The following is an 18,816-nucleotide window of genomic DNA, read 5'->3' on the forward strand; positions in this document are numbered from 1 at the left end:
TCGGTGAAGGTGAGGGTTACGCCGCGTCGTTGCGGCGGCGGGCGACCAGGTGCAGGCGGTCACCGGACAGGACGCTCGACAGCACGGCTGCGGGATGCCAGGGCGGGTCGGTACGTGGGCCGGGGCTGTCGAACAGGGCCACGACGTCGAACCCGGCGGTGTCGAGCAGGTGCCGCAGCTCGGCGGGGAACAGCAGCCGCCAAGCCGAGGTCTGCACCAGCGGTTGCGGGCAGGCCGGCCAGGTCCAGACGCGCTCGCGGCGCAGCAGCTGCTCGCGGTGGTCGATCCAGAGCCTGGTGATTGAGGTGTACGTGACGTCGCGCCAGGTCACGGTGCGGGTGCGAGTGCCGTCAAGTAGTTCGGTGTTGCCGAGGAAGAACGCACCGTTGCGCATTTCCGCAAGCAGTAGTCCACCGGGACGTAGGTGCCGGTAGCAGCGCTGGAGGAACGCGGTCAGGTCGGCGTTGCGGTGGCAGTACAGCAGCGCGCTGTCCAGGCAGGTGACAACGTCGAAGCGGTCGGTCAGCTCGAAGGTGCGCATGTCGGCGCGAAAGAACCGGACCCCAGGGTGGCGGCGCCGCGCGTAGGTCAGCATCGGCACCGACGTGTCCAGCCCGGTGGCGGTGTAGCCGAGGGTGGCGAGGTGCCCGGCGTCGCGGCCGGTGCCACAACCGACGTCGAGCAGCCGGGGCCCGGCGACGGTCCGGTCGGCAAATCGGCGTACGACGTCGTCGACGAACCGAGCAGCGACGCGACCCGGATCGGGGAACTGCTGTTCGTACAGCTCCGGGTTGTCGGTGAGGAGGTTCTCTCCATTCATGACACACCCGCCGACACCGGGGCCGGGGCGGGGGTGAGCAGGCCACCGCGGCGCAGCAGCCACACCGCACCAGCCGACGCCACCCCGACGCCGGCAGTGAGCAGCCATGCCGCCGCGGGCACGCCCGCGCCTGCGGAGGCGCCCACCGCCGCGCCGACGGCGGCGGTGCAGCCGGCGGCGAGAATCCCGGACACCAGGTAGAACAGGCCGAAGTAGGTGCCGGTCAGCCCGTGCCCGGCGAAGGCGGGGATCAGCTCCAGCACGAAGGGTTGGGCGATCATCACCCCGAGAGTGAGCAGGACCGCAGCGGCCAGCACGGGCACCAGGCGCAGCACCGGTGGCGCCGATTCCACGCGCAGCAGCGGCACCAGGAAACCGGCTCCCATGACAGCCATACCTACGGCGATGCTCGCGCCGCGGCTCAAGCGCCCCTTCAGCCAGCCGGTCAGGGGCATTTGCAGGGCGAGCGTCACGACGGTGGAGACGATGAACAACACGGCGACCGCCACGGGCTGTCCGGTGACGTGTTCCGCCTGCATCGGCAGGATCAGGTACAGCTGGGTCTGCAACGCGAACATGCCGGCCAGCGCCACGCTGAAGGCCAGGAAGCGACGGTCGGTGATGCCGGTACGCCAGTCCTGCCAGACGGTTGCCTCGGTGGAGGTGACCGGTTGGGCGGGCAACCAGATCGCCTGCGCCACGGTGAGCGCGGCGAACACGGCAGCGGCGGCCAGCGCGGCCACCCGGAAGTCGACCAGCAGCAGGGCGGAGCCGAGCAGTGGCCCGAGCAGCGCGCCGGCGCTGGCGAACACGTTGAACAACGCGAACGCCTCGGCCCGCCGGTCGGCAGCGGCCTGCGCCACGTAGGTGCGCACGGCCGGGTTGAACAGCGCCCCGGCCAGCCCGGACAGGATCGACGCGGCAAGCAGTATCGGCAATGACGTGCTGAGGGCGAACAGTCCGAAGCCGACGGCGCGCAGGGCGCAGCCGGCGATGATGACGCTGCGGGCGCCGAGCCGGTCGGCGGCCGAGCCGCCCAGGAGGAACAGGCCCTGCTGGCTGAGGTTGCGTACGCCGAGCACGACGCCGATCACGGCGACCGACAGACCCACGTCGTCGGCCAGGTAGCCGGCGAGATAGGGCACCAGCAGGTAGAAGCCGATGTTGACGCCGAGTTGGTTGACCACCAGCAGCCGGATGGACAGCGGGAAGCCGCGCAGGGTGACCCAGGTGTTCATCGGGCCGCCCGCACGCCGAGTCCGGGTTCGTCGGTCAGCCGCAGGATGCCGTCGTGGCCGCCGATGCCGGTCCACGGATCGTCGGCGAGCAGCAGGTGTCCGTCCAGGTCGATCCAGCGGGCGTCGCCGGTGAGGTGCACCGCTGGCGCGATCCCCAGCGAGCTTGCCACCAGGCAACCCAGCATGAGATCCATGCCGTAGGCGCTGGCCGCGGCGGCGATCTGCTGCGCGGCGTGGATACCCCCGCACTTCGCGATCTTGATGTTGATGCCGGCGACCGTGCCCGCGAGGGCGTCGAGGTGCGCCACCGTGGCGGCATCCTCGTCGGCGATGACCGGCACGTCGGTGCGTGCGCTGATCCAGGCAAGCAGCTGCGGTGTTCCGGGCGGGATGGGTTGTTCGACGGCGTCGATGCCGTGCGGGCGCACCGCGTCGAGCAGCCGTACGGTCTGTTCGGGTGTCCAGGCTCCGTTGGGGTCGAGTACGAGCCGGGCATGCGGCATGGCGGCACGTACGGCTGCGATTCTGGCCGGATCCGCGGCGTCCCCGCACTTGACTTTGATTAGCCGGAAGCCGCGCCGGGCCAGTGCCCGAGCGGTGGTGGCAGCGTGGTCAGGCGCGACGAGGCCGATGGTGTAGGCGGTGGGCGTCGGTGAGCAGGCGGGCCGGCCGAGCCACTGATGCACGGGCATCCCGGCTCGACGGCCTAGCAGGTCGTGGACGGCGGCGTCCAGTGCCGCCAGCACACCGGTGGGCAGCTCAGCAGCGAGCGCAGGCAGGTCCGCGAGCAGCGCCTCGGGTTCGGCATAGCCGCGCACTCGGTATCTGAGCCTGGTCAGGGAATCGACGATGGCGGCCAGGTCGAGGCCGAAGTAGACGCTCGTGACGACCTCGCCGTGACCGGTGACACCGTCATGGGACAGGTCGACCTGGACGGCGTCGCGGCCTGGCATCACCGAGCGGGAGATACGCAGCGGCTCGCGTAGCCGCAGCGGATAGGTGCGCCAGCCGAGCCTCATGCCGGCACCGCCAGGCGGCGCAGCGGGTCGAGGACGGTTCGGCAGCGACTCCACCGGGTCACCTCGACGGCGTTCGGGTACGGAATCTCGATCGGATGGCCCGGAGCCGGGGAGAACAGCCCGTGGGTGGCGCAGAACGCGTCGTCGAAGATCGAGTCGAGGTAGCGGTACGGACCGTCCGGGAAGATCGTGACCACCCGAGCATCGGGCTGCATGCGGCTGATCCACGCGGCGACCCGGGCGACGGCGCCGGTGCTCCAGCCGCCGGTGACGAACGCCGAACGCGCGAGCCGGCGGCAGGTGTCCACCGCCTCCACCGCACCGACCCAGTGCACCTCGTCGAAGGCGGCGTAGTCGACGTTGCGGGGGAAGATGCTGCTGCCCAACCCGCGCATGAGCCGCGGCCTCGCGGGCTGGCCGAAGATGGTCGAGCCGACGGTGTCGACGCCGACGAGCCGCATCCCGGGCCAGTGCCGCCTGAGTGCCCGGGCCAGGCCGGCACTGTGCCCACCGGTGCCGACGCTGCACACCAGCACGTCCACAGCCTCGACCTGTCCGGTCAGTTCCTCGGCGAGGGTGCGGTAGCCGGTGGCGTTGTCCGGGTTGTGGTACTGGTCGGGCCAGTAGGCGCCGGGGATGCGCGCCAGTACCTCGTGCAGCCGGTCCAGGCGGGCCTGCTGCCATCCGCCGACCGGATGCGGCTGATCGACCTCCTCGACCGCCGCCCCGTAGGCGGTCAGCAGCGCCCGCATCGGTCGTTCGATCTCGCGGTCCACCACGAGGACGACCGGGTGGCCCAGGGCCTGCCCGGCGAACGCCAGCCCGATCCCGAGCGTGCCGCTGGTGGACTCCACCACGGTGGCTCCCGGCCGAAGCTCGCCGCGCAGCCGGGCGGCCCGCAGCATGGCCACGGCGGCCCGTGCTTTCATGCCGCCTGGGCTCAGGTATTCCACCTTGGCGTGGAAGCCGCGGTGCGGGTGCGGCAGCGGGGTGTCGATGAGCGCCACCGGGGAGCGCCCCAGCAACCCCAGCAGGTGCGGTGCGCACGTGGCCGGCGCGGAGGCGGTCAGCACGGCGCTCCGGCGGCGGCACGGTAGCGGTAGAGCGTCGTCGGTCCGCCGTCGAGCCAGAAGAATGGGTACGGCTCGGCGGACACGGCGCTCAGTCCTGAACCGAGGAAGCACGGTAGGACGGCGCTGCCGGTCTGCGCGAAGGCCACCATCGGCTTGCCGGTCGCGCGGGCGTGCCGCAGCAGCGGCTCGAACGTGCCGTTGCTCAGGGTCATGCCGGACACCAGCAGGGCGTCGCAGCGCTCCAGCAGGGCAGTGGCGTCGGGTAGGCACGGCTCGCCCCACTCGGTGCTGCCGCCCGCCAGATCGCAGGGCAGGTAGCTGACGCCACGGCGGCGCAGCTGTTCGAGCAGGGAGTTCACCACACCGACGACCAGGACGCTCTGCCCCGGGACGACCGGTATCAGCTCCACCACCGCCGCGGCCCGGACGGTCGACTTGGCAAGCGAGGTGCCTGCGGGGATCGTCACCGTGTCGTGGGCGCCGTGCACGTGTGGGCGGATCGCCGCGAGGTAGGCGTCGAGAGCCGCGACGCGGGCCGCCGGCACCGGGTGGGTGAGTAGTTCTGCGACGCTGCGCCCCACACAGTCGTAGGCGACATCGTCGGTCAGCTCATCGGGCTCGACCGCGCACGAACCGACGGTGGCGCCCATCCGAAGGCTCAGCACGTGGTTGCGGTAGCCGCGGACACGCCCGGCGTGCCGGGCACCTTGCCGGGTGGTGAACGCGACGCTGATCTTTTCATCGGCCGGGTCGGGCCCGAAACGGGCAGCGCGGACGGCCTCGATCAGATCTGTCACCGACGTGAACGGCTCACCGGTCTTGACCGGCGTCGGCGTCGTCACGCGAGGGCCCCCGCCATGTCGTCGGCGTACCGGACGCTCAACCCGGCAACCAGTTCCTCGGCCCGGGCCCGGGCGCCCAGCCCTGCGGTGTCCACCGTCATGACATGGCCGAGGTAGTTGTTGTTGCTCACCGCGTCGCCGGTGCGGTGCCCGGCGGGCTTCACCGCCCAGTCCACCACGTCGGGAGCCGCGGTGAGCGCGGCCGAACCGTCGATCCCGGCAACGGTTCCGGCGCGGGGCGGAAGCAGGAACGAGATGGCCGCGCTGCGTACGCCCGTGTCGGCCAGCGCGATGTCCGGCTGCTCCCCCAGGGCGAGTTGGGCGTACACCATGGGCAAGTCCACCCCGGTCGTCCGCCGCACCAACTCGGTGATCTGGTTACCCGCCGGGCGCGGGTTGATCTCCACCACCCGCGGCCCGGCTGCCGTCAGCCGCAGCTCGGTGTGCGCCACCCCTCGGTCGAACCCGACCGCGGCGAGGGCTGCGACCGCCATGTCACACACCGCGGTGACCGTCGCGGCATCGAGCGCGGCGGGGAACATGTGCCCTGTCTCCACGAACCACGGCTCACCGGCCAAGCTCTTGTCCGTCACGCCGAGCACTGTCGTCGCCCCATCGACGGTGACGGTCTCGACGCTGACCTCCGGCCCGACCAGAACCTCTTCCAGCAGCACCAGCGGCGAGCGCCGCTGGCCACGGGCATTGACCGGGTACTCGTCGAGGGCATCGAACGCCTCGCGCAGTTGTGTCCTGTCGGCCACCAGCCGGACGAACATCCCCGCGCAGAGGTCGACCGGCTTGATGACCAGTGGGAAGCCCAGCCTGCGCGCGGCGGCCTCGGTACCCGGCCAGTCCTCGGTGATCGCGAACGCCGGACCGGGCAGGCCGGCCGCCTGCATCCGCTGCCGCGCCGAGTCCTTGCGGTAGGCACACTCCACGGCTTCCGGCCGCGCACCCGGCAGACCCAGATGTGCGGCCAACTGAGCTGCCGTGCCGAGGTAGTAGTCACACGACGTGATGACCCCGTCGAACCGCAGAACCTCGTGCAGCCGCTGGACCTGGGGCAGCAGGATATCCAGGTCGTTGGTCTCGCAAGTGATCACGTTATCCGCGGTGAGCAACGGGTGCACCCCTTCGCCGACGCCCTGGCGCAGGTAGTGATGCAGGTTCCTGGTCAAGAACGTGAACCCATGCCCTGCCTCCCGGATCGCCCGAGGCAGCAGGGTGCTCATCGCACCGACCCAGCTCTCGACCAACAACACATGCCCCACCACGCACTCCCGACGTTCGATGGATCCCGGACCAGTAAACGATAACGGTTGTCATTTGCGATGGCTAGGTCGGTCCCATCGGAAGACCGAGGCCGTTACCGCCGCAGCCCGCCGGAGAGCCTGCGCCGACCACGGCGCAGCCAGCCCGACCTCCTGGCCGGATGGCTGCACAGCGTGCGCCCCCGGGCCCGAGGGCATCAGCTACTGCGGGCTCTCGGCTTCCTGCGGTTCGCGTTCCACGGACGGATCTCCACCGCCGGTCGCCGGACGATCCACTGACCGAACTGGCCAGGCTCGGGGCACGGCACCGGTAATCGGTCACAGGTGGTGGGTAGCCTGCCGTCATGGGCAGCGCCGAACTGGATGAATTGATCGTCGCGGACGCCGAGGCACTGCGCGCGTGGTTGTCGGACCACCACGCCACATCGCCGGGTGTCTGGCTCGCCCTGACCAGGAAGGGCGGCACGGTCACCACGCTGACCTGGCAACAGGCGGTCGACGAGGCGCTGTGCGTCGGCTGGATCGACGGGCAGGCCCGGAAACGAGATCAGGAGTCCTCCTGGATCCGGTTCACCCCGCGCCGGCCGCGCAGTGCCTGGTCGCAACGGAATGTCGCGCACGTGGCCCGACTGGAGGCGCAGGGGCGGATGCTGCCGGCGGGCCGCGTCGCGGTGGAGGCGGCGAAGGCGGACGGGCGGTGGGCGGCTGCCTATGCTCCGCCCTCGGAAGCCGAGGTGCCGGCCGACCTGCTCGCCGCCATCTCCGCCGATCCCGCCGCCCAGGCCATGTTCGACGTGCTCACCAAGACCAACCGGTTCGCCCTCATCCATCGACTCAACGCGGTGAAACGGGCGGAGACCCGGGAGCGGAAGATCGGCGAATTCGTCGCCATGCTGGTCCGGCACGAGACGATCCACCCGCAGAAGGCGAAGCCGCCGCAGTCGCCGTGAGGCGTGGGGCACGATCCCGAGTCCTTCGCACTGCCGGGCTGCCCGTGTCTCCTCGGCTCGACGAGCGGCTGCCCGGAATCCTGCAACAAACCTGCACATCGCTACGCTTGCCTTGTTGGCAAGCGCTTTCCTAGCCTGATATTACATCGATGTTTCGCTCTATAGCCGGGCTGATGACACGAACATGTAGCCACTCTGCGGTGTCGGGCCGTGCACGAGACGCCTCGCACCGTGCTCACTCCCCCGAGGAGACGAACAGTGAGAACTACAGTGCGACAGAGGCTGCTCGCCGGCGGCACCGCCGTGGCCGCCGCAGCCGCCGTTGCCGCGGCGCTGCCGGTGTCCCAGGCATCCGGCGCGGCTGACGGTTTCGCCGCCGCGCCGGTAAGCGCCAACGCGACAAACCTCAGTCTCGGGGCCGGCTCCGACGGCTCCAGCAAGGCCAGCGGCACCAGCTACGGCAATGTGATCGACGGCGACATGGGTAGCTACTGGTCGCCGACCGGCACGACCGGTCGCATCTCCGTCAAGTGGGGCGCCCCAACCACTGTGGCGTCGGTGAACATCCGGGAGGCGGCCGGCGCGGTAGGGGTCGTCGGCTCCTGGCGACTCGTCAACAACGACACCGGCGCCACCCTGGCCAGCGGTACCGGGGCCGGGGTCATCAACTTTCCCGCCACCTCGCTGAAGAAGATCAACTTTGAGATCACCGGCGCGAGCGGCACGCCGAGGATCGCCGAGTTCGAGACGTACGCCTCAGGTGCGACGCCCGGGCCGACGACCCCGCCGCCGACGACCGGACCGACCACCCCGCCACCGAGCACGCCCCCACCCACAAGCCCGCCCCCGCCGTCGAGCGGCACGCTGTACGTGGCGCCGACCGGCACCGACGGCGCGGCCGGCACGCTTGCGAACCCGACGACGCTCACGTCCGCGATCACCCGGATTCCCGCCGGCGGGACGATCTTCCTGCGCGGCGGCACCTACCGCTACGTCCAGACCGTCACCATCGCTCAGGGCAACAACGGCACGTCGAGCGCACGCAAGAACATCTTCGCGTACGCGGGTGAGACCCCGATCCTGAACTTCTCAGCGCAGAGCGAGGACCCGGCCAACCGGGGCCTGGCGGTGGGCGGATCGTACTGGCACATCCGCGGCATCATCGTCGAGCGGGCCGGCGACAACGGAATCCTGCTGGCCGGCAACAACAACATCATCGAGCGGGTGGTGACCCGCCACAACCGGGACTCCGGCCTGCAACTCTCCCGGTTGATCGCCGACGCACCCCGGGACCAGTGGCCCGCCAACAACCTGGTGTTGAGCACGGTGTCGCACGACAACGTCGACTCCGACGGCGAGGACGCGGACGGTTTCGCCCCGAAGCTCACCGTCGGCCCCGGCAACGTCTTCCGTTACACGGTGGCCCACAACAACATCGACGACGGCTACGACCTCTACACCAAGAGCGACACCGGGGCCATCGGCGCGGTGACCATCGAGTCCTCCCTCGCCTACCACAACGGCACCCTGAGCAACGGTGGTCAGGCCGGCAACGGTGACCGCAACGGCTTCAAGCTCGGCGGCGAGGACATCGCGGTGAACCACACCATCCGCGGCAACATCGCCTACGCCAACGGCAAGCACGGGTTCACCTACAACCGCAACCCCGGCACGATGACGGTGTCGAACAACGCCAACATCGGCAACGCCGAGCGCAACTTCAACTTCGACGGTGGCTCCTCGGTGTTCCGGAACAACACCTCGTGCAACGGCGGCTCGAACGACCGGGTCATCGGCAACTCCGACAGCTCGAACCAGTTCTGGTCCGGCACCAACGGATCCCGGTGCTCCTCGTACACCGGCGCTCTGGGCTGGTCCTTTGCTTCCGACGGTCGGCTGGTCGTGACCTTCGGAGGCCGCGTGGTCACCCCGTAACGAGCGCGGCCGATGCCGACGTCACCTCGGCGGTGACGCCGGCATCGGCTCTGGTCCACCGAATCAACGCTTGCTTTCGTGCTGCCGCCGATGCGGCAGCGGCGGAGACCGACAGCACCGCTGGATCACCGTTGGCGGTCAGCCCACCTGTACCGGGGTTGATCGGTGGGTGGTGGTGCCGTCGCCGAGTTGCCCGAACGAGTTGTCGCCCCAGCACCACAGGCTGTCGTCGGTGCGCATCGCGCAGGCGTGGTAGGACGCGGCGAGGTTGTCCGTCCAGGTGGTGGCGCTACCGACCCGGGTCGGGGTCGACCGGTGGGTGGTGGTGCCGTCGCCGAGTTGCCCGTACGAGTTCTTGCCCCAGCACCACAGGCTGCCGTCGGTGCGGGTGGCGCACGACGAGTCGATGCTCGTCTCGACCCGTGCCCAGGTGGTGGTGGCGCCGACCTGGAGTGGGGTGGCCTGGGAGCCGACGCCGCCGCCCACCTGGCCGTACCCGTTCTCGCCCCAGCACCACAGCGTCCCGTCGGTGCGGACGGCGCAGGTGTGCACGTACCCGGCCGTCACGCTGGTCCAGGTGGTCGCGGTGCCCACCTGCGTCGGTGTCGCCCGGTATTCCCGGATGCCGAGTCCGAGCTGCCCGTCCGAACTGCTGCCCCAGCACCACAGGGTCCGATCGGTGCGGGTGGCACAGGTGTGGGCGTACCCGGTCGTGACGCTTGCCCAGGTGGTCGCCGTGCCGACCTGCACCGGGGTGGTCGCCAGATAGGGGGTCAGGCCGGTGCCGAGCTGCCCGTGGCGGTTCTCGCCCCAGCACCACAGGGTGCCGGTGGTCTGGACGGCACAGGTGTGATTGGTGGCGGCGCTGACTGCGGCCCAGGTGGTGCCGTCGCCGACCCGGACGGGGCTGCTCCGTTTCGTGGTCGTTCCGTCGCCGAGTTGCCCGTTGTGGTTGCTGCCCCAGCACCACAGCGTGCCCTCTGTGCGTACCGCGCAGGTGGTGTTGATGCTGGCGTCGATGCTCGCCCAGGTAGTGGCGTCGCCGATGCGGACGGGGGCGGTCCGCTGCGTGTTGGTGCCGTCGCCGAGCTGGCCGTAGAAGTTGTTGCCCCAGCACCAGAGCGTTCCGTCGGTGCGGATCGCGCAGGTGTGCAGATCGCCTGCGGCGACCCGGGACACCGGCGCGGCGGCGGCAACTGAGGCGTTCGGCGTACCCCGGTCGGCAAAGCTGACGCCCGCCGTTGCCGCACCGGCGGTCATCCCGGCGACTAGCACGGTGATCCCGGCAGCGGCCGCTGCCGCGACGGCGGTCCGGGCCGCCCGCCGCCATCGCATCCGTAGCCGCCCCTCCCGATGTTCGTTCATGAGCTGTCTCCCTACACATCGTCGGTTGGGTCCGTGGGAGCGGCGTTGCCCCGATGGGTCACCAGCGACCCCAAAACTTCACATCGATGAAACCCTACATTGACTCACGTCAGTTTCTTCCTCGGGGTCTGCCCCGGTTGGGACCTACGTCGAAACCGGATGCCGCCATCCGTTGAGGGCCGGCCTGGCTGAGCGTCACGACCTGCCGAGACTTCTCAGCAGTCCGGCGCGTTCTCTACAGCAGGTGCGGTAATAACCTCGCGGTTCGGGTGGTGAGCATCGGTGCCGTACCGGGCGACCATGGTTCGGACGGCTTCTTCCACAACCGCTGCCGTGCGGGCCGGGGCCACCGTCCAGTCCGGGAGCAGAAGGCTCGGCCAGAACAGGTAATTGGAGATCATCCCGAGGAACTGTGTAGCGGCCATCTCCGGGTCGGCGATGTCTGCGGCTCCCGCGTCGCGCTCGGCCAGGAGGTAGCTCCGGACGGACTCGAAGTACGGCATTTTGCCCTGCGCGAAGTGCGCCCTGGCCAGCTCGGGAAAGCGTGGCAGCTCGGCGATGACGATGCGAAACAGGTCGACCATCTCCGGTTGGCTCAACAGCGTCGCGTAGCGCCGTCCCAGAGTCGTCAGGCCGGCCGTCAGGTCACCGGCGGACGGCACGTCGGCGGCGACGTCGTTCTCGGCCCACGAGTCGATGATGATGGCATCGAACAACGCCGCCTTTGTCGGGAACTGCTTGAACAGCGTCGCTTTCGACACGCCAGCACTGTCGGCAACACGCGCCAGTGACGCCCGGTCGTAGCCCAACTCGAGGAAAAGCTTGGTGGCGGCCTGCACGATGAGCGCCCGCTTCGCTGCCGCCACGCGCTGGTGATAGGCCGACGGCGCTGGAGTCATGCGCCCATCATAGCGAGGTGAGTGGGTTGACTCACCACTCCCAGGGGCGTAGCTTCGGAAAGGTGAGTCGAGCGACTCACCACCCGGTCTCGGGTTGTCGTGCTAGTCCTCTCGGAGGATCTGATGTCCCGCTTCGCTGATCAGACCGTTCTCGTGACCGGCGGTGCCGGTGGGATGGGGGCCAGCCACGTTCGCGCCCTGCATGCCGAAGGCGCCAACGTCGTCATCGGTGGCATCGATGTCGAGCGCGGGGCTGGCCTCGCCGCCGAGTTGGGAGACAGGGCTCGTTTCGTCCACCTCGACGTGTCCCAGGAGGAGTCGTGGGCCGCCGCCGTCGCGGCGACCGAGAAGGCATTCGGTGCGCTCACGATCCTGGTCAACAACGCCGGGGTGCAGAACCCACCGGCCCTCATCGAGTCCACCGACCGGGCCACGTGGGCCCGCATCCTCGACATCAACCTCACCGGCACTTTCCTCGGCATCAAAGCCGCCGCCCCGGCGTTGCGGCGCGCGGGGGGAGGAGCGATCGTCAACATCGCCTCCACCATGGGCATCGGCGGTACTGCCTTCTACGCTCCCTATGTCGCCAGCAAGTGGGCGGTTCGAGGGCTCACGCAGACCGCTGCCCTTGAGTTGGGCCGCGACAACATCCGGGTCAATGCCATCCACCCCGGCGTTGTCGCCACCCCGTTCATCACCGAGCCAGCGGCCGGCAGCGACGCCCCGATCGCCGACTTCTACTCGCCCGCGCCGTTCGCCATTCCGCGACTCGGACAGCCCGCCGACATCACTGCGCTGCTGTTGTTCCTCGTCTCGCCGCACGCGACCTTCATCACCGGCGCCGAGTACGTCGTAGACGGCGGACTGCTCCTCGGCCCCGCACTGCAAAAGGACGCCGCATGAACGAACCCCCGCAGACCCATCGTCCCCATCAAGCTCGGCCCCGGGGGCCCCGGATCAGGCAAGTCCGGCTGGAGGATTAAAGGTCGTAGCCGCCGGAAACCTCGATGTTCTGCGCGGTGATCCAGCCACCCGTCTCACCGAGCAGGGCGGCGACGACTCTGCCGATGTCGTCGGGTTCGCCGATGCGGCCGAGAGCGGTCTTCGCGGCGAGCACCGGGATCACCTCCGGGTACGCCTCGAAGCCCACGACACCTGATGCGTCGGAGAGCCGGGTACGCGTCGGCCCCGGCGAGACGGCGTTGACCCGGATGCCACGAACGGCGAACTCCTTGGCCATGTAGCGGGTCAGTACGTTCAGGCCGCCTTTCATCGTGGCGTACGCGGAGTAGCCGGCGTCCACGAGGCCGGTGGGCAACGCCGAGTTGCTGCTGACGTTGACGATGGCGCCACCGTCGGCGAGCAGTGGCAGCAGTGCCTGGGTGAGAAAGTATGGCCCCTTGAGCAGAACCCGCATGAACCGGTCGAAGAGTTCCTCGGTGGTGTCCTCGAACATCGCCATCCCACCGAAACCGGCGTTGTTGACCAGGTAGTCGAAGGTGTCTCGCTGCCAGGTGTCGCGCAGTGCGATGACGATCTGGTCGCGGAAGGCGGGGAAGGTCTCGCTGCGGCCGACGTCCAGCCGGAGCGCGACGGCGGTGCCGCCCTCCTTCTCCACGGCCGCCACGGTGTCCTGCGCGCCGGCCTGGTTGCCGCTGTAGGTCAGGATGACGCCCGTGCCGCGCCTGGCGAGTTCGATTGCCGTGCTCTGGCCGATACCGGAACTGGCACCGATGACGATTGCGACCTGCATGCTATCCACCTGTTCATTCGTGGAGCCTCTGTCAGCCCTCAGCGATTTAGATAAGTCCATTTGACCGTCACCACCAGGCAATCTGCTAGACGGATACTCCTGGCCTCTTGCCTGATCCTCTACTTCTTGGGAGGCCGTGGCTGTGCTTGAATCGTCGGGTGTCGCTTGACGAACTGAGGTCGTTGCTGGCCCGTCACGCCCGCCCTGACGCCACCACCGCCATCGACGGTGTCCTGATCGGCAAGGCCGAGCAGGCGCACCTTTCCTCGGCGTCGATGTCCGGCACGGTGCTGGCACTCATCGCCCAGGGCGCGAAGACCCTCGCCCTCGGCGACCGGGTGTACGAGTACCGTGCCGGCCAGTACCTGATCGCCTCGGTCGACCTGCCGGTCACCGGCCACTACACCGAGGCCAGCCGCGAGCGGCCCGCCCTCGGGTTCGGCCTCACGCTGGAGCCGGCGCCGATCGCCGAACTGCTGTTCGACACACCACCGGGAACCCTTCCCCGCGCCCACGGCGCGCCGTCCGCGCTCGCCGTCAGCGACGCCCCGGTCGAGTTGCTCGACGCGGCGGTACGGATGCTGCGGCTGCTCGACAAGCCGCGCGACATTCCGGTGCTCGCTCCCATGATCAAGCGGGAGATCCTGTGGCGTCTCGTCACCGGGGAACAGGGTGAGACCGTCCGCCAGATCGGCCTGGCCGACAGCAACGTCGCGCATGTCAGCCGCGCGGTGCGCTGGATCCGCGACAACTACCGGGAAGCGTTCCGGGTGGAGGAGGTCGCCCAGCTGTCGGGCATGAGCCTGTCCGCGTTCTACCGCAACTTCCAGGCGGTCACCGCGATGAGCCCCATCCAGTTCCAGAAGCAGATCCGCCTCCAGCAGGCCCGGCTGCTACTGGCCACCCACCCGGACGACGTCACCGGTGTCGGTCACGCGGTGGGGTACGACAGCGCGTCACAGTTCAGCCGCGAGTACCGCCGCCACTTCGGCGTCCCACCGAGCCAGGACGCGGCCCGGCTCCGGCGCACCGCGCTCACCGCCGCGCCCGCCATGCCGTGGTGAGGAGACCAGCGAGATCATTCAGCTGATCATCGCCCGCAACTTAGCGGTGCGTCGCCCGCGCTCGCCAGGCGTCGAGGCGCGTACCCGCGATGCGCCGGGTACGCCGTGCGGGCCGCCCGGTCCCGGGGGCTGGGCGCCCGGGTGCTGCCGTACGTGCTCACCGGCGTCGCGCTGACCGTCCTGTTCACCGTTTTGGGGCTGCTGGCACGCCTGTACTTGGCCGACCCGGTGCCCACCCATCCGTTCCCGTCCTGGGTGATGCTGCTGGACCGTCTGGTCGCACCGGCGGGCGCGATCGGGGTCGCGCTGCTGGTGCTGGCCTGGCTGGAGCGCCACGTCGCGCTGCTGGTGCTGGCCTGGCTGGAGCGCCACGTCGCGCTGCTGGTGTTCACCCTCGGATATCTGGCGGTGTGGGCCGGGCTCGGCTTCGACGGCCCGATGCAGTCGGTGCCACCGGTCGCCGGGATCGACCGGCCGTTCATGCTGATGACCGCGGAGTTCACCCGGGCCACAGAGCCGAGCATCGAGCAGTTCTGGTCGAACCTGTCCGGATGGCGGCTCAACGTACAGGCCGACGGCGCGGCGCACTCGTCGTACTGCGACAACCAGTGGCTGATCCCGCAACTAGCGAGGCTCATCGGGATGAGCGACGAGGACCTCGCCGGCTGGATCGGCACCCTCGACCCGGCCCGGGCGGTGCGGATCCAACAGGCGTACCCGCTTGCCTTCTTCAACCTGCACCTACGCCACCAGCGGCAGCGCCTGCTCGAAGGTCCGAACCCGGCCTTCCCGAAGTGCAGTACATCGTCTGATACCCGTACCGCGCTCACCGCACCGGACGCAGCACCGCCACGGCCGGCATACCGACAGAGTTATGGGCGAGCCGCTTGAGGGAGCAGTTTGAAGGCCGGCCCGGGGTGGCAAGGCTGTCAGCCGGCGGCCAGGGCTCGCTTGATGGCGTGCGGTCCAGCGGAGTCCACCGCGTGCCGCATCACCTCGTCGGGGTCCACATCGGGTGCGGTCGGCGGAGCGGCGCCTCCGATCGCCGGAGCGTACCCGGCGGGCGCGATGGCCGCCCAAGCCGCCACCGAGGGACGGTTCCTCGGTGGACGGCCGCCCTACGGCTACCGCCTCGTCGACGCCGGCCCCCATTCAAACCCGAGCGTGGCAGTCGACGGCCGGCGACTACACCGCCTGGAACCCTACTCCTGCGGTGTGCATGAAGGATCACTCGTCGATCCGCCCCAGTTACCTGGTGAATCCCGAACGGCCCGCCGCAGCAGAGGAGGAGGATGTCTTCCCGTTACCTGACCTCTGAAGGTCTCCCACAAGTACCGGGAGCCGTCGAGTTCTGACCTGCGAAGACAGGATCCGTGCGAGTCGGTGGAATCGCGAACGGCTCATGGTCGCGACGGCCGGATTCGAACCGACGACCCCTGGCGTCGATCCTGACCTGCTCGTCAACAAGCACGGCGTACGAGCAGGCTGCCCGCCCCGGGTACGCCGGGGTGGTTGACATCCCGTCTACCGGTAGCGGCTCAGCAGGTCGGCGAGCAGGTGCTCGATGCGGGCCTTGATCTCGTCGCGAATCGGGCGGACAGCGTCGACGCCCTTGCCGGCGGGGTCGTCGAGCTTCCAGTCCTCGTAGCGTTTGCCGGGGAAGACGGGGCAGACGTCGCCGCAGCCCATGGTGATGACGACGTCGGAGGCTTCGACGGTGTCGTATTCGAGGAGTTTGGGGATCTGGTCGGTGATGTCGATGCCAACCTCGCGCATGGCCTCGACGGCGGCGGGGTTGATCGTTTCGGCGGGGGCGGAGCCGGCGGAGCGGACCTCGACGGCGTCGCCAGCGAGGTGGCGTAGCCAGCCGGCGGCCATCTGGGAGCGGCCGGCGTTGTGCACGCAGACGAACAGCACGCTGGGCTTGTCAGACACGGGTTTCCCTTATTGGTCGGTGAGGTCGGCGAGCAGGGCTCGTACGCGGATGTCGATGTCGTCGCGGACGGCGCGTGCGAGGTCGAGGTCGTCGCCGGTGGGGTCTGCGAGGTTCCAGTCGAGGTAGCGTTTGCCGCTGATGACGGGACAGGCGTCGCCGCAGCCCATGGTGACCACGACGTCGGCGGCGCGCAGCACGTCGTCGGTAAGCGGTTTGGGGAACGCCTCGTCGAGGTTGATGCCGATCTCGGCGAGCACGGCCGCGGCGGCGGACACCGTGGCGCCGGGCGCGGACCCGGCGGAGCGGACGTTGACCCGGCCCTGGGCGTGGTGGGTCATGAGCGCGGCGGCCATCTGGGAACGGCCGGCATTGTGCACGCAGAGGAACAGCACTTCGGGTATGGGCTTGTCGATGGCGCCCTTGGCCTGTGCGAGTGCGGTGAGCCGGTCGGTGGCGAAGCGTTCGGTAAGCGCGGGCAGGTGCTGGTTGAGACGTGCTGTGCGGTACAGCGCGACGTAGGACTCGTTGACGTAGCGGCTGATGGTCTCGGGGTTGAAGATGCCGGAGAACTTGTCGGCCAACGTGGTGGCCACCCTTTCCAACACGGCGTCAACGGTGAGCAGCGACGGCATCTGGTTCATGATCGGCTCCCGGAGCTGGTGGCGGGCCGGACCGTGGCTTCGGCCGGGAACAGGCGTCGGCGCAGGGCGAGGCTGACGTAGACCAGGGCGACGAGCACGGGCACCTCGATGAGCGGGCCGACGACACCGGCGAGGGCCTGTCCGCTGGTGACGCCGAACGTGCCGATGGCGACGGCGATGGCGAGCTCGAAATTGTTGCCGGCGGCGGTGAACGCGAGGGTGGTGGTGCGCTCATAGTTCAGGCCGATTGCCCGGCCGAGGGCGTAGGAGCCGGCCCACATTACCGCGAAGTACACCAGCAGCGGCACGGCGATCAGCACGACGTCCCACGGCTGCGAGGTGATGGCGTCGCCCTGGAGGGCGAACAGGATGACGATGGTGAACAGCAGTCCGTAGAGGGCGACCGGTCCGATCTTCGGCAGGAAACGGCTCTCGTACCAGGTCCGGCCCTTCGCGCGCTCACCGAGGCGGCGGGTGAGGTAGCCGGCGAGCAGGGGGATGCCGAGGAAGATCAGCACGTTGGCGGCGATGTCCCACCCGGACACCTCCAGCCGCGCCCCGGACAGGTTCAGCCACTCCGGCAGCAGGGACAGGTAGAACCAGCCGAGCAGGCCGAACGCGAGGACCTGGAACACCGAGTTGAGGGCGACGAGGACGGCCGCGGCTTCGCGGTCGCCGCAGGCCAGGTCGTTCCAGATGATGACCATCGCGATGCAGCGGGCCAGACCGACGATGATCAGGCCGGTGCGGTACTCGGCGTGGTCGGCGAGGAAGATCCAGGCGAGGGCGAACATCAGGGCCGGGCCGAGGATCCAGTTGAGCAGCAGCGAGGACACCAACAGCCGCCGGTCGCCAGTGACGGTGTCAAGCCGGTCGTAGCGGACCTTGGCCAGCACCGGATACATCATGATCAGCAGGCCGAGGGCGATCGGCAGGGAGATCCCGCCGATCTTGACCGCTTCCAGGACGGTGTTCAGGCCGGGGATGAGCCGGCCGAGCAGCAGGCCGGCGGCCATGGCCAGACCGATCCACAGCGGAAGGAACTGGTCGAGGCGCGACAGTCGCGCGACGACCGCCGGCGGCGCGTCACCGGCGGTGGAGGTGGCGGTGCTCGTCATGTCAGCAGGTCCTGAAGTTCTCGGAGTGGGCCAGGGCCCGCGCGGCGAGGTCGGCCAGGTGCAGTGCCGCACCCTGCAAAGCGTCTGGGATGAGCCGGTAGTAGGTGAAGCGCCCGCGGGGCTCGGCGGTCACGACGCCGGCCTCGCGCAGCAGCTTGAGATGTCCGGACACGTTCGGCTGCTTCGCGCCAGTGTCCGCGACCAAGTGCGACGTCGTCGCTGGCCCCGCAGCGAGGATCTGCACGATTTGCGCCCGCAGCGGGTCCGCCAACAACCGCACCACATCAGGATTAGCTGATATCAGCGCGCCCTGATGCAAGTCGAGATGAGTGCCCGGGGCTTCGGACGCGGTGACGGCCGGCATGCCGGTGTCGCTGGTCAGCAGGTTGCCGAGCAGGTTCAACGCCTCCTGGCGCACCCAGTAGTAGACCCAGGTGCCCCGGCGCTCGCAGTCGACCATGCCGGTCTCGCGCAGCACCCGAAGGTGATGCGAGATCGTCGCCCCGGTCACGTCGAAGGCATCGGTCAGGTCACAGACACAAATCTCCGTGGTGGAGGCGATGAGCGACAGCAGCCTCAGCCTGACCGGGTCGCCCAGGGCCTTGAACAGCGGCGCCAGCTCACCGGCGACCTGTGGCGCGAGAGGCCGCACTGACAGGGGCGGGCAGCAGCCCTGCGCCGCCGTGGTGTCCAACACGGGAAGAACCGACATGCGTCTAGCTTGACAGGTGTCTAACAGCGATGCAAGGTAGGGACGTCGGTTCGACAAGGTTCGAGACACCGATCAGTGAGGGCTGATGCCTGCCCTGAAGCGGGTCCCGGCTGTCGGCCGGCTTGCGTGATCGCCTGGGCGCGGTGTCCGGCGGAACGGTTTGCCCACGTCAGGAAGCAG

General features: G+C 69.3%; 19 protein-coding genes and 1 pseudogene. 5 read left to right on the forward strand and 15 right to left on the reverse strand.

From position 1 onward, the window contains the following. Positions 1 to 16: 16 nt before the first annotated feature. The 6 genes from QQG74_RS20835 to QQG74_RS20860 are packed head-to-tail and all read right to left on the reverse strand — an operon-like array spanning position 17 to position 6,263. Positions 17 to 820 carry a class I SAM-dependent methyltransferase gene (locus QQG74_RS20835; RefSeq protein ID WP_341716453.1) on the reverse strand — a complete coding sequence of 268 codons (804 nt, stop codon included), beginning with the start codon at positions 818 to 820 and terminating at the stop codon, positions 17 to 19. Continuing rightward, positions 817 to 2,058: an MFS transporter gene (locus QQG74_RS20840; RefSeq protein WP_341716454.1), complete on the reverse strand. Its 1,242-nt coding sequence runs from the start codon at positions 2,056 to 2,058 to the stop codon at positions 817 to 819. The genes QQG74_RS20835 and QQG74_RS20840 overlap by 4 nt, the downstream gene beginning before the upstream one ends. After that, positions 2,055 to 3,077: an enolase C-terminal domain-like protein gene (locus tag QQG74_RS20845; RefSeq protein WP_341716455.1), complete on the reverse strand. Its 1,023-nt coding sequence runs from the start codon at positions 3,075 to 3,077 to the stop codon at positions 2,055 to 2,057. The genes QQG74_RS20840 and QQG74_RS20845 overlap by 4 nt, the downstream gene beginning before the upstream one ends. After that, positions 3,074 to 4,150: a PLP-dependent cysteine synthase family protein gene (locus tag QQG74_RS20850; protein WP_341716456.1), complete on the reverse strand. Its 1,077-nt coding sequence runs from the start codon at positions 4,148 to 4,150 to the stop codon at positions 3,074 to 3,076. Before QQG74_RS20850 ends, QQG74_RS20845 begins: the two co-directional genes overlap by 4 nt. Beyond that, positions 4,144 to 4,992, reverse strand: a complete 849-nt coding sequence (locus QQG74_RS20855; protein WP_341716457.1) for a DUF364 domain-containing protein — start codon at positions 4,990 to 4,992, stop codon at positions 4,144 to 4,146. The genes QQG74_RS20850 and QQG74_RS20855 overlap by 7 nt, the downstream gene beginning before the upstream one ends. After that, entirely contained in the window at positions 4,989 to 6,263 is a 1,275-nt protein-coding gene (locus QQG74_RS20860; RefSeq protein WP_341716458.1) for an ATP-grasp domain-containing protein, read from the reverse strand. The genes QQG74_RS20855 and QQG74_RS20860 overlap by 4 nt, the downstream gene beginning before the upstream one ends. A 344-nt stretch (positions 6,264 to 6,607) precedes the next feature. Here QQG74_RS20860 and QQG74_RS20865 point away from each other — a divergent pair, with 344 nt between their 5' ends. Further along, on the forward strand, positions 6,608 to 7,213 hold the full coding sequence (locus QQG74_RS20865; protein ID WP_341716459.1) for a YdeI/OmpD-associated family protein: 606 nt from the start codon (positions 6,608 to 6,610) through the stop codon (positions 7,211 to 7,213). A gap of 258 nt (positions 7,214 to 7,471) precedes the next feature. Continuing rightward, complete coding sequence (locus QQG74_RS20870; protein ID WP_341716460.1) at positions 7,472 to 9,148, forward strand: cellulose-binding protein; 1,677 nt, start codon at positions 7,472 to 7,474, stop codon at positions 9,146 to 9,148. 138 nt (positions 9,149 to 9,286) lie between these two features. On the opposite strand, the gene QQG74_RS20875 is transcribed toward QQG74_RS20870, so the two are convergent. Then, positions 9,287 to 10,513 (reverse strand): hypothetical protein, encoded by a 1,227-nt coding sequence (locus tag QQG74_RS20875; RefSeq protein ID WP_341716461.1) that lies wholly within the window; start codon positions 10,511 to 10,513, stop codon positions 9,287 to 9,289. A gap of 215 nt (positions 10,514 to 10,728) precedes the next feature. Beyond that, positions 10,729 to 11,412 (reverse strand): TetR/AcrR family transcriptional regulator, encoded by a 684-nt coding sequence (locus QQG74_RS20880; RefSeq protein WP_341716462.1) that lies wholly within the window; start codon positions 11,410 to 11,412, stop codon positions 10,729 to 10,731. 123 nt (positions 11,413 to 11,535) lie between these two features. Here QQG74_RS20880 and QQG74_RS20885 point away from each other — a divergent pair, with 123 nt between their 5' ends. Beyond that, the gene (locus QQG74_RS20885) at positions 11,536 to 12,315 is read left to right on the forward strand and encodes a glucose 1-dehydrogenase (protein ID WP_341716463.1); all 780 of its coding nucleotides are present in this window, start codon (positions 11,536 to 11,538) and stop codon (positions 12,313 to 12,315) included. A gap of 76 nt (positions 12,316 to 12,391) precedes the next feature. Here the strand turns inward: QQG74_RS20885 and QQG74_RS20890 are convergent, their stop codons facing one another. Next, positions 12,392 to 13,165, reverse strand: coding sequence for an SDR family oxidoreductase (locus QQG74_RS20890; RefSeq protein WP_341716464.1), 774 nt, complete (start codon positions 13,163 to 13,165; stop codon positions 12,392 to 12,394). A gap of 158 nt (positions 13,166 to 13,323) precedes the next feature. Between QQG74_RS20890 and QQG74_RS20895 the strand changes: the two genes are divergently transcribed. Next, positions 13,324 to 14,229: an AraC family transcriptional regulator gene (locus QQG74_RS20895; RefSeq protein WP_341716465.1), complete on the forward strand. Its 906-nt coding sequence runs from the start codon at positions 13,324 to 13,326 to the stop codon at positions 14,227 to 14,229. Positions 14,230 to 14,334: 105 nt separating this feature from the next. Further along, the gene (locus QQG74_RS20900) at positions 14,335 to 15,120 is read left to right on the forward strand and encodes a hypothetical protein (protein WP_341716466.1); all 786 of its coding nucleotides are present in this window, start codon (positions 14,335 to 14,337) and stop codon (positions 15,118 to 15,120) included. A gap of 38 nt (positions 15,121 to 15,158) precedes the next feature. On the opposite strand, the gene QQG74_RS20905 is transcribed toward QQG74_RS20900, so the two are convergent. The 6 genes and pseudogenes from QQG74_RS20905 to QQG74_RS20930 all read right to left on the reverse strand — a co-directional run. Further along, on the reverse strand, positions 15,159 to 15,317 hold the full coding sequence (locus QQG74_RS20905) for a hypothetical protein (protein WP_341716467.1): 159 nt from the start codon (positions 15,315 to 15,317) through the stop codon (positions 15,159 to 15,161). A 436-nt stretch (positions 15,318 to 15,753) separates the two neighbouring features. Next, positions 15,754 to 16,164 (reverse strand): arsenate reductase ArsC, encoded by a 411-nt coding sequence (locus QQG74_RS20910; protein WP_341716468.1) that lies wholly within the window; start codon positions 16,162 to 16,164, stop codon positions 15,754 to 15,756. Positions 16,165 to 16,173: 9 nt separating this feature from the next. Further along, positions 16,174 to 16,806 (reverse strand): arsenate reductase ArsC, encoded by a 633-nt coding sequence (locus QQG74_RS20915; protein WP_341716469.1) that lies wholly within the window; start codon positions 16,804 to 16,806, stop codon positions 16,174 to 16,176. Continuing rightward, the gene (gene arsB / locus QQG74_RS20920; RefSeq protein WP_341716470.1) at positions 16,803 to 17,924 is read right to left on the reverse strand and encodes an ACR3 family arsenite efflux transporter; all 1,122 of its coding nucleotides are present in this window, start codon (positions 17,922 to 17,924) and stop codon (positions 16,803 to 16,805) included. Before arsB ends, QQG74_RS20915 begins: the two co-directional genes overlap by 4 nt. 1 nt (position 17,925) lies before the next feature. Continuing rightward, positions 17,926 to 18,288 carry a metalloregulator ArsR/SmtB family transcription factor gene (locus QQG74_RS20925; RefSeq protein ID WP_341721299.1) on the reverse strand — a complete coding sequence of 121 codons (363 nt, stop codon included), beginning with the start codon at positions 18,286 to 18,288 and terminating at the stop codon, positions 17,926 to 17,928. 45 nt (positions 18,289 to 18,333) lie between these two features. Then, positions 18,334 to 18,636 (reverse strand): annotated as a pseudogene (locus tag QQG74_RS20930) (metalloregulator ArsR/SmtB family transcription factor); the annotation flags it as partial. Positions 18,637 to 18,816 lie beyond the last annotated feature (180 nt).

The organism is Micromonospora sp. FIMYZ51, from assembly GCF_038246755.1.
Classification (GTDB): Bacteria; Actinomycetota; Actinomycetes; order Mycobacteriales; family Micromonosporaceae; genus Micromonospora.

Bases quoted from the DNA above. Each gene is read 5' to 3' on its own strand.
- QQG74_RS20875 (WP_341716461.1), bottom strand. From the start codon at position 10,513: ATGAACGAACATCGGGAGGGGCGGCTACGGATGCGATGGCGGCGGGCG.
- arsB (WP_341716470.1), bottom strand. From the start codon at position 17,924: ATGACGAGCACCGCCACCTCCACCGCCGGTGACGCGCCGCCGGCGGTC.
- QQG74_RS20840 (WP_341716454.1), bottom strand. From the start codon at position 2,058: ATGAACACCTGGGTCACCCTGCGCGGCTTCCCGCTGTCCATCCGGCTG.
- QQG74_RS20845 (WP_341716455.1), bottom strand. From the start codon at position 3,077: ATGAGGCTCGGCTGGCGCACCTATCCGCTGCGGCTACGCGAGCCGCTG.
- QQG74_RS20880 (WP_341716462.1), bottom strand. From the start codon at position 11,412: ATGACTCCAGCGCCGTCGGCCTATCACCAGCGCGTGGCGGCAGCGAAG.
- QQG74_RS20915 (WP_341716469.1), bottom strand. From the start codon at position 16,806: ATGAACCAGATGCCGTCGCTGCTCACCGTTGACGCCGTGTTGGAAAGG.
- QQG74_RS20925 (WP_341721299.1), bottom strand. From the start codon at position 18,288: ATGCCGGCCGTCACCGCGTCCGAAGCCCCGGGCACTCATCTCGACTTG.
- QQG74_RS20885 (WP_341716463.1), top strand. From the start codon at position 11,536: ATGTCCCGCTTCGCTGATCAGACCGTTCTCGTGACCGGCGGTGCCGGT.
- QQG74_RS20890 (WP_341716464.1), bottom strand. From the start codon at position 13,165: ATGCAGGTCGCAATCGTCATCGGTGCCAGTTCCGGTATCGGCCAGAGC.
- QQG74_RS20865 (WP_341716459.1), top strand. From the start codon at position 6,608: ATGGGCAGCGCCGAACTGGATGAATTGATCGTCGCGGACGCCGAGGCA.
- QQG74_RS20835 (WP_341716453.1), bottom strand. From the start codon at position 820: ATGAATGGAGAGAACCTCCTCACCGACAACCCGGAGCTGTACGAACAG.